General features: G+C 63.8%; 15 protein-coding genes. 8 read left to right on the plus strand and 7 right to left on the minus strand.

Features of this window, described 5'->3' with window-relative positions:
* The coding region (locus AC1DY5_RS22345) for a hypothetical protein (protein ID WP_478114870.1) at nt 1-515 on the minus strand (515 nt) is incomplete at its 3' end.
* Between the two features lie 503 nt (nt 516-1,018).
* Here AC1DY5_RS22345 and AC1DY5_RS22350 point away from each other — a divergent pair.
* Nucleotides 1,019-1,969 (plus strand): hypothetical protein, encoded by a 951-nt coding sequence (locus AC1DY5_RS22350; protein WP_478114872.1) that lies wholly within the window; start codon nt 1,019-1,021, stop codon nt 1,967-1,969.
* Between the two features lie 48 nt (nt 1,970-2,017).
* Here the strand turns inward: AC1DY5_RS22350 and AC1DY5_RS22355 are convergent, their stop codons facing one another.
* From AC1DY5_RS22355 to AC1DY5_RS22365, 3 genes are read right to left on the minus strand one after another with little or no spacing between them, the layout of a single operon-like run.
* Nucleotides 2,018-2,389, minus strand: a complete 372-nt coding sequence (locus tag AC1DY5_RS22355; RefSeq protein ID WP_478114874.1) for a response regulator transcription factor — start codon at nt 2,387-2,389, stop codon at nt 2,018-2,020.
* Between the two features lie 41 nt (nt 2,390-2,430).
* Nucleotides 2,431-3,078: a response regulator transcription factor gene (locus tag AC1DY5_RS22360; RefSeq protein ID WP_478114875.1), complete on the minus strand. Its 648-nt coding sequence runs from the start codon at nt 3,076-3,078 to the stop codon at nt 2,431-2,433.
* Complete coding sequence (locus AC1DY5_RS22365) at nt 3,075-3,308, minus strand: hypothetical protein (RefSeq protein WP_478114877.1); 234 nt, start codon at nt 3,306-3,308, stop codon at nt 3,075-3,077. The genes AC1DY5_RS22360 and AC1DY5_RS22365 overlap by 4 nt, the downstream gene beginning before the upstream one ends.
* A gap of 35 nt (nt 3,309-3,343) precedes the next feature.
* Here AC1DY5_RS22365 and AC1DY5_RS22370 point away from each other — a divergent pair, with 35 nt between their 5' ends.
* The 6 genes from AC1DY5_RS22370 to AC1DY5_RS22395 all read left to right on the plus strand — a co-directional run bounded on the left by AC1DY5_RS22370 (nt 3,344) and on the right by AC1DY5_RS22395 (nt 8,398).
* A complete protein-coding gene (locus AC1DY5_RS22370; protein ID WP_478114879.1) occupies nt 3,344-3,568 on the plus strand; it encodes a hypothetical protein in 225 nt (74 codons plus the stop codon).
* Nucleotides 3,569-3,719: 151 nt separating this feature from the next.
* Nucleotides 3,720-4,562, plus strand: a complete 843-nt coding sequence (locus AC1DY5_RS22375; RefSeq protein ID WP_478114881.1) for a DUF2092 domain-containing protein — start codon at nt 3,720-3,722, stop codon at nt 4,560-4,562.
* The gene (locus tag AC1DY5_RS22380; RefSeq protein WP_478114882.1) at nt 4,559-5,143 is read left to right on the plus strand and encodes a hypothetical protein; all 585 of its coding nucleotides are present in this window, start codon (nt 4,559-4,561) and stop codon (nt 5,141-5,143) included. Before AC1DY5_RS22375 ends, AC1DY5_RS22380 begins: the two co-directional genes overlap by 4 nt.
* 41 nt (nt 5,144-5,184) lie before the next feature.
* Nucleotides 5,185-5,811 (plus strand): hypothetical protein, encoded by a 627-nt coding sequence (locus tag AC1DY5_RS22385; RefSeq protein WP_478114883.1) that lies wholly within the window; start codon nt 5,185-5,187, stop codon nt 5,809-5,811.
* The gene (locus tag AC1DY5_RS22390; RefSeq protein ID WP_478114885.1) at nt 5,706-6,806 is read left to right on the plus strand and encodes a mechanosensitive ion channel family protein; all 1,101 of its coding nucleotides are present in this window, start codon (nt 5,706-5,708) and stop codon (nt 6,804-6,806) included. Before AC1DY5_RS22385 ends, AC1DY5_RS22390 begins: the two co-directional genes overlap by 106 nt.
* A gap of 137 nt (nt 6,807-6,943) precedes the next feature.
* Nucleotides 6,944-8,398, plus strand: a complete 1,455-nt coding sequence (locus AC1DY5_RS22395; protein ID WP_478114887.1) for a DUF1254 domain-containing protein — start codon at nt 6,944-6,946, stop codon at nt 8,396-8,398.
* Between the two features lie 70 nt (nt 8,399-8,468).
* Here AC1DY5_RS22395 and AC1DY5_RS22400 read toward each other — a convergent pair whose 3' ends face one another.
* From AC1DY5_RS22400 to AC1DY5_RS22410, 3 genes are all read right to left on the minus strand, one after another.
* The gene (locus AC1DY5_RS22400) at nt 8,469-10,190 is read right to left on the minus strand and encodes a sensor histidine kinase (RefSeq protein ID WP_478114888.1); all 1,722 of its coding nucleotides are present in this window, start codon (nt 10,188-10,190) and stop codon (nt 8,469-8,471) included.
* Nucleotides 10,191-10,626: 436 nt separating this feature from the next.
* Nucleotides 10,627-10,935 (minus strand): hypothetical protein, encoded by a 309-nt coding sequence (locus tag AC1DY5_RS22405; protein ID WP_478114890.1) that lies wholly within the window; start codon nt 10,933-10,935, stop codon nt 10,627-10,629.
* A 135-nt stretch (nt 10,936-11,070) separates the two neighbouring features.
* The gene (locus AC1DY5_RS22410) at nt 11,071-11,421 is read right to left on the minus strand and encodes a glycine zipper 2TM domain-containing protein (protein WP_478114891.1); all 351 of its coding nucleotides are present in this window, start codon (nt 11,419-11,421) and stop codon (nt 11,071-11,073) included.
* 443 nt (nt 11,422-11,864) lie between these two features.
* On the opposite strand from AC1DY5_RS22410, the gene AC1DY5_RS22415 reads away from it, so the two are divergent.
* On the plus strand, nt 11,865-12,425 hold a 561-nt coding region (locus AC1DY5_RS22415), incomplete at its 3' end, for a DUF3313 domain-containing protein (protein ID WP_478114893.1).

Consider the following 12,425-nt stretch of genomic DNA (forward strand, 5'->3'; position numbering starts at 1 on the left):
CTGCCCAAACGCGCGGCGGTCGCGACCGGCCCGAGGTCGCCGGCGATGTTCCAGCTCAAGGTTTGCCGCAGGCGGAACATGCGCGCGCCGGCGAGCAGGTCCAGCGTCAACGCCGGATCGGACACCACGCGGTACTCGCCCGCCGTTGTCCAGATCGAACCCTCGAGGTTCAAGCCGAGATCTGCCGTGGTGCCCGCCGGGAGCCCGACGTCCCCGATCGTGAAGTAGCGGCTGCGGTACTTGCTGCCGCCGAGATCGAGATAGATGAGATCGGTGAAGAAGCCCCAGCGCCCGTTGTGCGCGTCCAACGAACCCATGAACGTGAACTTCAGCTTGTCGATGATCTTGTCGGCGCTGACGTTGATGGACGCGCCACCCGTGCCCGCCGGCGCGCTCGTCGAGCCGCTCAGGCTTGGCAGATAGCCGTACACCGAGAGGCTGAACTGCCAGTTGTCGGCAGCGGGGTCGGCCCGCGACTGCTGTGCAGCAGACAGCGTCGGCGCCAGCACGCCCATGGCGAGTAAGAGTGCGGCAGTCATGCCGCGAAAACGAAGACGAGAATCCATGTGTTCGGTGCTGGAGAAGGTGACTGGGTTTCATAGGGGCCCGTGTGGTGCGCTTCGAGCTTCACTTGACGGTTTAGCCACGGCCTTCGAGGCAGCCGCGCAAGCGGGTAACCCGGCCTGTTGCTGYTGCGTGGCTGATGCCCGCTGCCCGCTACCGTTTGGTCGATTTCGCAAGGGCCGGCCAGGCACAAGGCTCTTCGTTGACTCATTGCGCATTCCTGCGTGGCCCGTCGCTCCCTCAATCTCAAGCGCTCAAGTCCCGTCGACACTATGGGCTTACAGGGCGTTCGCCGTCTACTGCCCGAAGGGGAAGGTGCGGGCTGGCACCCTTTTTGTTACGCTGATTGAAGCGCAGAACGTCAAGGAAGATGGCCTCCGATCAGCAGGACCGGGGCGTCCGAGGCGGGTCGCCGATGCCGGCCTTTCTTCCTTCTCCTTTCAGACATCCCTGCATGAGGCTCATCCGGTTGGCCGCCTTTGTGCTTTGCGTCGAATTCTTCGTCCCTTGCGCGCAGGCCCAACAGCCGGCCGACTTCATCGTGACTTCGGCCAAGCTTCAACAGCGCGTCAACAGTGTGCTCGCCCTGATGAGCTATGCCGTCGTGCCTGACCTCGTTTCGAGTTCGCTGTCGATTTCCAGCCCGCAGACCGGCAATCCGACGATAGCGATGTCGCAGGTCGCCGGCGGATTCACCGTCAGCCCGTCGGTGCCGCTCTATCTCGAAGGCGGCATTGCCGCGAGCCGCTACGACCCCACGTTCTATGCGAGCAACGGTCGCCAGGAGCGTGCAATCCCGGTGAAGTGGAACAACGGCGCCCTGACCGGCGGCATGGGATGGGATTTCCCTGTGATGCCCGATCTCAAGTTCAGGCCGATCGTCAATCTCGCGCTCGGGCGCGTCGCAAGCGACCTRGCGATTGCAAGAGTCCTTATCGGGCGAAGTTCCGGGCCCGAACTCGATTTCCTTGACAGGGGCCGTCTCGACGCCTACGGCCTCGGCGCCTCGTTGATGCTGGACTACGAGCGCTATCGGCCCGAGAACGAAATTGACGTCGAACTGCGCTACACCAACATCCGGCTTCAAAGTCTCAGCAGCAGTTCACTGGCCGTGCAGGGCCATGCCGACGCCGTCACGGCCAGCCTATGGAGCCGCTATCGGGCTCCGACGGGATTCACGGCCCTGGAGCGCCCGGTGCGCTATGTGCTGGAGTACGCGTACACCCGCTATCTCGGGGACCAGGCCGGGGTGCTCGGATTCTCTTCCTTGAACTCGGTCGGGGTCGGACTCGAGCTCGACTCGAGTGCACACGATCTTTTCGTCACCCGCACGCGGCTGATGCTGCGCCACATGTTCGGTCAAAAGGTGTCGGGATTTTCGGTCGGACTGGCAGTGAGCTTCTAGGGTTCCGCCGTCAGATAGGCGCGCAACGTCGATGGCAGAGGTTCGTGCTCAGCCAGCCGCTCGGCGGATCGCCTCGAGCACATCGACCCCGGCATCTTTCTTGAGAAAGTAGCCCACACAGCCGACGGCTTGGGCGGCGGCGCGCGTTTCCCGGTCGTCGTGCGCGGTGATGAAAATGAAAGGCGCGTGGCCGCCTTCGGCGACGATGTGCCGAGCCAGTTCAATGCCCGACATCTCCCCGAGCTGGACATCGAACACCAGGCAATCAAACCGGGGCTTTTTCGTGTCTGCGAGAAACTCTTCTGCCGACCCGTAAGTGATCGGCTGCATGCCCGACGCACGCAGCAATCTGCCAAGCGATCGGCAAAGGCTCTCGTCGTCATCGACGACCGCGACATAGAAAGGAGTGGTGGTGCTCATTGGAGGTCGACGTGCACTTTGGGCCCCCACGAACCCGCTGTCTACTGCCCTTTAGGGAAGCTTTGCATGACTGCCGTCGATAAACCAGCCTCCTGCGACAGCCTCGAGAGCGCCGCGACGGACCGTACGCCCAGTTTCGTCATGAACGCCATCCTATGCATTTTTACAGTGCGCTCGTTAATTTCCAAATCGCCTGCAATCTGCTTGTTGAGCCGCCCCCGCAGGACATGGGAGAGTACCTCGAGCTCTCGCACCGACAGGCCGCCGAAGCGCTGCTCCAGCTCACGTTGGCGAGCCCTCGCCTCGCGCTCACGCCCGTCCCGCGCCAGGGCGCGCCGTACGGCGTCGACCAGTTCCTCCTTGGGGGCTCGTTTTTCCAGAAAGTCCTCCGCGCCGCCCCGCATTGCGCGCACGGTCGAAGCAATGTCGCCGTGTCCGGTCAAAAAGACGAGCGGCAGCGGGTTGCGCGTCAGCGCGAGCGCCGATTGCAGATCGAGCCCGTTCAATCCGGGCATCTGCAAATCCGTCACCACGCAGCCGCGCGCATCGTTGTCGCACTGCGCAAGAAATTCGCTTGCGGACAAGAAGGTCTGCACATTGAAACCGCTGACGACCAGCAATCGAGACGTGGCGGCGAGAAACGACTCGTCGTCATCCACGATGTGAACGATGGGTTCGATCACGTTCATGCTGCGGCGAGTTCCATCTCGACTGACAGCGCGAATCGAAGGCCGGTACCGCTGCCATCGCGATCCTCAGCCTGCCTGCCTGCTTCGTCAATCGAACCCATGCCATTGGCAACGCGGTCGCGCCGCGCCTGCTGAAGGTGCACGCGATCGCCGGCCCGCGCGGCGGCATGTCGTCGGCCGACAGCGAGGAACCCGGCTCGACAACATTCGTCTGACTTCTTCTGCTTCACGGTCCTCCTTCAAGTACATCAGCCTGGCCTGCCCGTTGATTGAAGTGCTTGCCCCGGATTCGGGAAAATCGACGCTGCTTGATGCCGAGCGGCACACCTGGCTCCAGCGTTCAAGCTTACTGCGCCCGCGATATCGCTTCCTGGCCACCCTGATCCGAGAATTTACCATCGACGCTTCTACGATCCCCACGATGGTCAACTCCATGTCGCATCGACCGATTTCGCGCTCCTCCGCGCCGAGGCTGAACCTGAGCGGGTGACCGCCTACTGCCCGAAAGGGAAGGTGTGCCCGGAGGCCTTTGTCACTATCCTGAGCACCGAAACGAGCCGCACGTTGCATCCAGCCACGAGCAGATCCTGTGTCCGCGAACCAGCCCTGCAGCCCGTCAACGTCGATAGAGGAAATCCGCAATGATCAAATTCCAACGCCGCGCCTGCACATTGCTGGTTGGGCTGAGCCTGTCGCTGATGGCGGATGCAATGGCACAGCAGCCGGCACCCGCCAAGCCCGTCAGGTTGGCCGCCAAGTCGACCCAGCCTGAACTCGAAGTCAAGGCGATTGACCTGCTGCGCGCGATGGGCGGGGCTCTGACGACCCCCCATTCGATGTCGTTCACGGTCGTCGCCACCTACGAGAGCCCGAGCAGCGTCGGCCCCGCGCTGGCCTACGGAACCACCTCCGAGGTGTTGCTGCAGCGCCCCGACAGGCTGCGCGTGGTCACTCTCGGGGACGGGCCCGCCTCGGAGTTCTTCTACGACGGCAAGACCATCACAGCCTTCGCGCCGGCCGAGAACCTGGTCGCCGTGGCGCCGGCGCCGCCCACCATCGATGCCATGCTCAAGCAGGCCTTCGACCACGCCGCGATCTACTTCCCCTTTGCCGACGTCGTCGGCAGCGACCCTTTCAAGGCGCTCACCGACGGCCTCGTCAAGGCGTTCTACATCGGCCCGTCGAAGACCGTCGGCGGCACGTCCACCGAGATGGTGGCCATCGCCAGCGACCAGATGTTCATGCAGATCTGGATCGGCGCCGACGACAAGCTGCCGCGCAAGATGCGCGCGGTGTTCCGCGGCGACCCGTTGCAGCTGCGCCACCAGGTGGAGCTGTCGAACTGGAAGCTCGACCCCGTGAACGCGGCGGAGGCCTTCGCGGCGCTGAACGCGGCGAATGCGAAGAAGATCGCCTTCGCGGCTCCGAAGCCGCCCGAAACCGCCAAGGCTGCCAAACCCAAGAACAGGAAGAACGCACCATGACAAACACCAAGGTCTTTCCGCTCGTGCTGGCAGCGCTCATGGCGGCGAGCTTCCACCAGACGGCGGCCGCCTGGGCCAGCGCCAACCGCTTCGGCGGCCATTCCTTCGGTGGCTTCGGCGGCGCCACGCACGTCAATCAATGGGGCGGCTCCACCTCACGGAGTTGGGACGGTGCGGTCAGCCACACGAACATCTACGGCGGGCACTCTGCCGGTGTGCCGGGTTACGGCGCCGTGCACACGACCGCCGGAGGCTTCAGCACCTACCGCCCGCCGGCCTACGGCTACGCAGGCTATGCGCCCTACCACGCACCGATGGCGGTGCCGTACTACCACGCGGGCTGCTACAACTGCGCCGGCGCGGTCGCTGCGGGTGCGGTCGTCGGCCTGGCCGCCGGCGCCGCGGTCGCCAGTGCTGCGCGCCCGATCTATTCAATGGGCGTGAACTACGCGACTGTGCCGCGCGACGCGGTAATCGTGAGTCAGGCCGGCATCACCTACTACCAGGTCGGCAGCACGTGGTTCCGGCCGTACTACGGCGCCAACGGCGTGTACTACACCGTCGTGTCGGCGCCCTACTGATGAATGACTGAACGATTAAGCGCATTGCGGAGCGCAGCGCCATGAACTTCTCCTTGGGATGGCGATCATTGCAGGCCCTCGTTCTGGTCATGCTGATGGCCGCCGCACAAGCCGGCCTCCCCACTGCGTCGCCTGCGCCCGCCTCGCCGGACGCAGCCGAGGTCACAGTACTGAATCGCAAGGTGGCCGTGCTGCGCGATTCGTTCCTTGGCGTGACACCGGCGGACCGCGCCAGGCGTTTCGAACGCGCCATCGCCGAAATGCTCGACAAGGGAGGTGCCGGCGTGGTCAGCGTCGAAAAGGTGCCCCAAGGAAACATCGTATCGATCGATGGCGAGTTCGCGCTGATTCTCACGCCTGGGGACGTCGACACCACCGGCGCGCAGACGCTTGAGGCGACCACGGAATCGACGCAGCAGGCGCTGCGAGGTGCCATCGATGCAACCAGAGAGTCGCGGGATCGCAGCATGCTGCTGCGCGGCGCAGCCGAAAGCGCACTGGCGACGCTGATCGCGGTGCTGGCCATCTGGATCGGCTGGCGCGTTCGGCGCGCGACATATTCGTGCGCACCGCCGATCTGTTTGAATCCAAGGCCGCCGGCATGCWGCTCGCGGGTGCGCCGCTGGTCCACAGCTCGCGCATGCGTGCCATTGCGCGAAGCCTGGTGAACGTTGTTGCCTGGTCGGCGGCCGTCCTCCTGGTCTACGAATGGCTGGTCTTCGTGCTGACYCGATTTTCCTACACCCGCCCTTGGGGAGAAGAACTGGGTGATTTCCTGTTCGGCGTCTTCCGGCATATCGGCAACGGCGTGCTGGGGGCGCTGCCCGATCTGGCGATCGCCGCGGTCATCTTGCTGCTTGCGCGCGGTGTGATCGGCGCAGTCCGGCCGATCTTCGACCGCGTCGAGCGTGGCTCGGGCGCCATCGGCTGGCTCGATCGCGATTCGGCCGCCCCGTCCCGGCGAATCTTCAGTGTGTCGGTCTGGTTGTTCGCGATCGCGATGGCCTACCCCTACCTGCCGGGATCACAAAGCGAGGCTTTCAAAGGGATCACCGTGCTGGTGGGCCTGATGCTGACCCTCGGCGGCTCCAGCCTCGTCGGGCAAGGTGCGAGCGGCCTGATCCTGATGTATTCGCGCACGATTCGAATCGGGGACTATGTCCGCATCCAGGATCAGGAAGGCACCGTCACTGAACTGAGCACCTTCACGACCAAGATCCGGACGGGCCTGGGCGAGGAAATCAGCCTCCCCAATTCCCTCATCATGGGATCTGTCACCAAGAACTATTCGCGCGCCGCGCTGGGCCAGGGCTTCATTCTTGACACCGTCTTGACCATCGGCTACGACACCCCGTGGCGGCAGGTCGAGGCCATGCTGATCGAAGCCGCCGGACGCACGGAGGGCATCCTGGACATGCCGAAGCCCAAGGTGTTCCAGACCGCGCTGTCGGATTTCTATATTGAATACCGCCTCGTCTGCCAAGCCGTTCCGGAAAGACCTCGCACGCGGGCGGAAGTGCTGCACATGTTGCACGCCAACGCGCTCGATGTGTTCAACGAAGCCGGCGTCCAGATCATGTCCCCCCACTACGTCGGCGATCCGAGAGCGGAGAAAGTCGTGCCCCCATCTCAATGGTCTTCGCCATCGGCGCGCAAGGCCTGAACGCACGTAGTACCTCAGGCTAAGGTGCATCGACACTGCCCTTTAGGGCAGTTGCCAACCCATTGGGGCCGGTGTCATCATCGCGCGGGCCGTCGCAACAGTGCACGGACCACTATCTGTAAGGAAGAAGATCAAACATGAAAGCGGAACTGGTGAAATGGATGATGCTCGCCGGGGCAGTCAGCCTGACGGTTGGCTGCGCCAGCAAGGTCGATCCGATCAGCCACGACGCTGCGAGAGGCGTGGCAGCGCCCAGCATTGCGGAGACCAAGGCGATCGCCGAAGAGGGGTTCGTCTACGGTCTTCCGCTCGTGATGAACTAYGCWGTGATGWAYGAGTTCGCSGTGGACWCSAAGTCCAGCCAGTTCAAGGCGCCCTTCAACAAGCTCAACAACCAGCACCACGTCGCCACTTACCAGGATACAGCGATCGTCACGCCCAACAGCGACACGCCCTATTCCTTCGTCTGGATGGACCTGCGCGCAGAGCCGATGGTGATTTCGGTTCCCGCAGTGGAAAAGCGGCGCTACTACGCCGTGCAGCTTATCGACGGCAACACGTACAACTACGGCTACATCGGCACCCGCGCTACTGGCAGCGCGCCAGGAGACTACATGGTGGTCGGCCCGGACTGGAAGGGTGAGACGCCCCCGGGCATCAAGAAGGTCTTCACCTCGACGACCCCGTTCTCGCTCTCCCTCATCCGCACCCAGCTCTTCAACCCGAAGGACATCTCGAACGTCGAGAAGGTGCAGGCGAGCTACAAGGCGCAGCCGCTCTCCGCGTTTCTGAAGCGACCCGCGCCGCCCGCTGCCCCGGCCGTCACATTCGTACCGGCCACGACGGCCGGGATCAAACAGAACTACTTCGAATACCTGGACGCCGCGCTTCAGTACGTGCCGCCCACCCCGGAAGACAAGGACGTACGGGCCAGGCTCGCCCGCATCGGCATCGGGCCGGGCAAGACCTTCGAGTTCAAGGAGCTTTCGCTCGAACACAAGGCCGCCGTTCTGCTGGCCATGAAGGAAGGCGACGAAAAGGTCGACAAGTTCGCGGCCAGCGGGGTGAAGAACATCAATGGCTGGAGCGTCGGTTCGTTCTTTGGCGATCGTGCTTTCTTCAAGGGCGACTGGCTGATGCGCGCTGCCGCTGCAAAGTCCGGCATCTACGGCAACGACCCCGCTGAAGCGACGTATCCCTTCACCCGCGTGACGGCGAACGGCGAGACCATCGACGCCAGCAAGCACCACTACACGATCACCTTCCCCGCCGGGCAGCTTCCGCCTGTCAACGCCTTCTGGTCGGTGACGATGTACGACGGCAAGAGCCAGCTTCTGATCAAGAATCCGCTCAACCGCTATCTCGTCAACTCGCCGATGGTGTCGGCGATGAAGAAGAACGCCGACGGCTCGCTCACGCTCTACATCCAGAAGGACTCGCCAGGCAAGGCGCTCGAATCCAACTGGCTGCCTGCGCCGAACGACACCGTCTACCTGGTGATGCGCCTGTACTGGCCCAAGGAATCGCCGCCTTCGATCCTGCCGGCCGGTGCAGGAACCTGGAAGCCCCCGGCGATCGTTGCGTCGAAGTAGCAGTCTGGAGTCCGCTCCCGGAAAGGGGCATTTCGCCGAACTTGCTTCGCGAGCGATCCGAATGCGCGATTCATGCTGCGTATCGCACTTGCTCCGAAGATCGCCCCGGCGCAGGCGGCGCCATCGCTGGCCTACCGGCCGGCGAGACCGGTAGCGTAAAGCGCAGGCTGGCGCCGCCACCTTCCACGTTCTCGGCCCACAGCCGCCCGCCGTGTGCCTCGACCAGGGTGCGCGAGATCGACAGGCCCATGCCCATCCCGGTCGGCTTGGTGGTGAAGAACGACCCGAAGATCTGCTCAATCCCCTCCTTGGGAATCCCCAAGCCGTTGTCGTTGACAGCGATCTCGACCGTCTCGTCCCCGCGGCGCATGGCGATGACCACGATGCTGCGCACCTTGTGTGCGGTCTCGTCGATGGCGTCCATGCCGTTGGAGATCAGGTTGAGCAGCACCTGCTGCAGATGGATTCGATCGCCCAGGACCGCGGGCAGATCGTGCGCAACTTGCAGCACCACGCGAATCTGCCGCGCAGCGGCTTCGGGACGAACCAATGAGGCGACATTCTCCACGAGCTCATGCACGTTCAGCGGCATGACCTCGATCTCGTGGCGCCGCAGCATCGCGCGCATGCGATCGATGACGGCCCCCGCGCGCTGGTCATCGGCGCGGATGTCGTCGACGATCGCGCGAAGTTCATCGAGGTCCGGGCGATCGAATTGCAGCATGAGGCCGGCGGCTTCGGCATTGCGCAGGATCGCGCCGAGCGGCTGGTTGATTTCATGGGCCAGCGCAGCCGCCAATTGACCCATCACGGACAGGCGGCCTGCGTGAGCGATCTCGTCGCGCAGACGCAGGTTCTCGCGCTCGGCGGCCTTGCTTTGGGTGATGTCGCTGCAGACGCCCCGGATACGGACAGCGCGCCGACGCTCGAATTCGAACTGCCCCTGCGCCGAGAGCCACCGCGAGCCGCCTTCGGGACCGCCGACGCGAAACTCCATCTGGTAGCGGCCGGCCCTGTCCCCTCGCGCCGCCTCGGAGAATGCCAGGCGAACCATGTCCCGGTCGTCCACATGCACCTTCAAGAGCAAAGACTCCAGTTCGATTCGCTCGCCCGACGAAAAGCCGAACAGTTGCCGGGTCTTCGGGCTTGCCCAGAACGTGCCGCTCGCGATATCGCGCGTCCAGAGGCCGAGGTTCGCGGCCTGCGTGGCGAGCGTCATGCGTTCCTCGCTTTCGCGCAACTCGTTGAGCAGTCTCGCCGCGTGACGCACATGGCGACTCAGTTCGTAGGCCATCGCGAAGACAATGCCCAATGAGAACAGGCTGACCGTGATCGGCGCCTCGACAATGCCCCAGAACACGAGCACCGCCTGACCCACACCACCCAGGGCGAAGAAGCAGGCCGTGCCGCCGATGGTGAGCGCAGCGGCCCTGTCGCCGCGACGCCATGTCGAGAGGCTGGCATCCAGGACAAAAATCGCGAGCAGGCCCATCGCCAACTGGCCGACCAGCATCCACGGATTGGGCGTCCCGATGGCGATCGACACGTTCTCGCCCAGGAACGGAATGGCGCGTAGCGCCGAGATCTCCTTGAAGTTCAGTGACCGACCGCTCAGGACGTTGGGCAGCAACGTGAAGGTCCGCAGTACGACGACTGTCCACCCCAACCAGGCGCGACCGCTTTTGAGATAGCTGCGCACGAAACCGACCAGCGACACGGTGGCGAGCCAGACCGCCACCTGCCCCGCGCGATTCGCAAGCGCAAACTCTTCTGGCGCCTGCGCTTTCATCATGGCGAGTTCGCAGAAGGCAACCGCAGCGGTCGCCACCGCCAAGGCCGAAAAGAACAAACTCGGCCAGGCTGCCCGATCCTTCACCCACACTGGCAAATGCACGGCGGCCAGCATGAGGCACGCGGACCCGACCATGGCCCAAACAATGGTGACCCAACTCATGAAAACTCCATTCGGTGACCAAGCCCAATTCTCGCCTGGGTGGAGTGACGTGATTTGAGAGGATGCCAAAGATCAGTATGACCACGGCGTTGTCGGCGACGACGACGGGATTCATGACGCTCATCGACGTGTCCAGGTRCTGCCGTACCGGAACGGACATGGATCAGTTCACGCGCTCGAATTCACCCGGCTTCCATGTCTTGTCGAACCACGATTCCAAGGGGACTGTCGAAAAACAGGTACGCCGGTGGAGGCTTGCTCCGCTGGACGCGCTTCAGCGCGCGCGAATCACGTCGGAGACGACGCCGTTCTCGTTGACCGTGCAGTTGACTGCAGGTTGCCCGGCACCGATGCTGAGGGTGACGACGTAGAACCCTTGCTCCATGCTCATCGAATCGCTGATTGGCTTCACGTTTTCCCTTGGCGCCTTGAACTCGCGCGACACAGCGTCGATGCAACTGGTTCGCGCCACGAGCGGGGACATGAAGCCCCCGATGATCGACGGCAGAGGCTGATAGTTGGCGCAGCCACTGGCGACGAGGCAATAAACGATGACGATTGCGGAACGACTGCGAAAGGACATGCGGACTCCTCGGACTGGGTGGGTATGCGGACTTGCCCGGCACTTCAGCTCATTGGGGCAGGACGCGAGCGGCCTCGCCATTGCCCTGGATGAAGACCCGCTGACCCACTCGCAGGCCGGGCATCACCGGCTGCGTCACCTCGACAAGCACGCCACTGTCGGTGCGAACGAAGATCTGCTGGCCTTCGAGCGGCTTGCGTCCGCAATGTGGCTGCCCGCCACGCTGCCGCCGATCGCGCCCACCACCATGGCCACATCGCGGCCGGTGCCACCGCCGATCAGGCTGCCGATCCCCACGCCGGCCAGTCCGCCGAGCACTGCACCCACGCCGGTATGGTGGGAGGTCGGGATCTCAGTCGGCTTGAACTGCTCGATCTTGCCCTGGCGGATCGTTATCGATGCCTGTTGCGAGGCCGGTGCGGCGCAAGCGGTGAGCACGRGAGCCATTGCGAATGCGGCGAACCGCGAGAAAAGACGCACTTTCATGGATAGGAATTCCGGTACGGGAAACAAACTGAGTTGATCTGGCTTGGCGAGAAAAATCGAAGACAGGTCTCGCGAGACGGAGCGGCCAGTCTCCCGAGCGAGCGACGGACGCTCGCGTCGTCATCGACGACATCGAATTGGAGATGGAGATCGGCGCGCCCATTTTTTTGCTGGTCCGTGCACTGTGTGCGCTTTCCAGGGGCGCGTCTACTGCCCTTTAGGGCAGGCGCGCGCGCGCCTGTTTGCCCCTATGCTCGCCCCCAAATCAAAGAGGGGTCCAAGTGGGAAGTCGAGCTCGTCCTTATCTCGCCATCGTCGCGATGGCTTCTGGCGCATTCCTTGCCAGCTGCTCCACACCCGGCTCGAGCAGCACCGGGATCGTGGCGTCCAACAACGCCGAAGCCAAAGTCAGCAAAGTCGGAGTTCTCACGGAGCCCGGACGATTGAAGCCCACGCCCGGCGGGGAAGGCTTCCTGTGCTGGCTGCAACCGGACGTCCGGTGGGGCAGCTACGACATGGTCATGATCGAGCGCATCCAGGTCTACCTCGAGCCCGGTGCGGAGCAGCGTCCAGTGGATCCGACGGACTTGAAGGCGCTGCTCGACTACTTTCATGCGGCCCTGGTCCAGAACCTCCAGCCGGGCGTCCAGGTCGTCGATGCGCCTGGCCCTGGCGTGTTGCGCCTGAAGTTTGCGCTGACCTCCCTGATCCCGACCAACACCGTGGCCAGCCTGGCCGGCACGGCGGTGCCCTACGGCTTCGTCGCCGAGATGGGCGCGGGCGCGGCGACCGGCCGGCCTGTGGGATCGACCCCCTACATGGGCCAGACCGGGCTGGAGGCACAGTTCAGAGACGGCGCCACCGGCAAGGTGGTCGGCGAATGCGCGGACACCGAGATTGGACTCAAGTACGCCGCCGACCTGAACAAGGGTGCGACGACCGCGGCGGTCGCTTGGATGAACGGCTACGTCAGTTCGTTCACGAGCTGGAGCTATGCGCAGGAC

Source organism: Variovorax sp. P4_D9 (assembly GCF_056401695.1).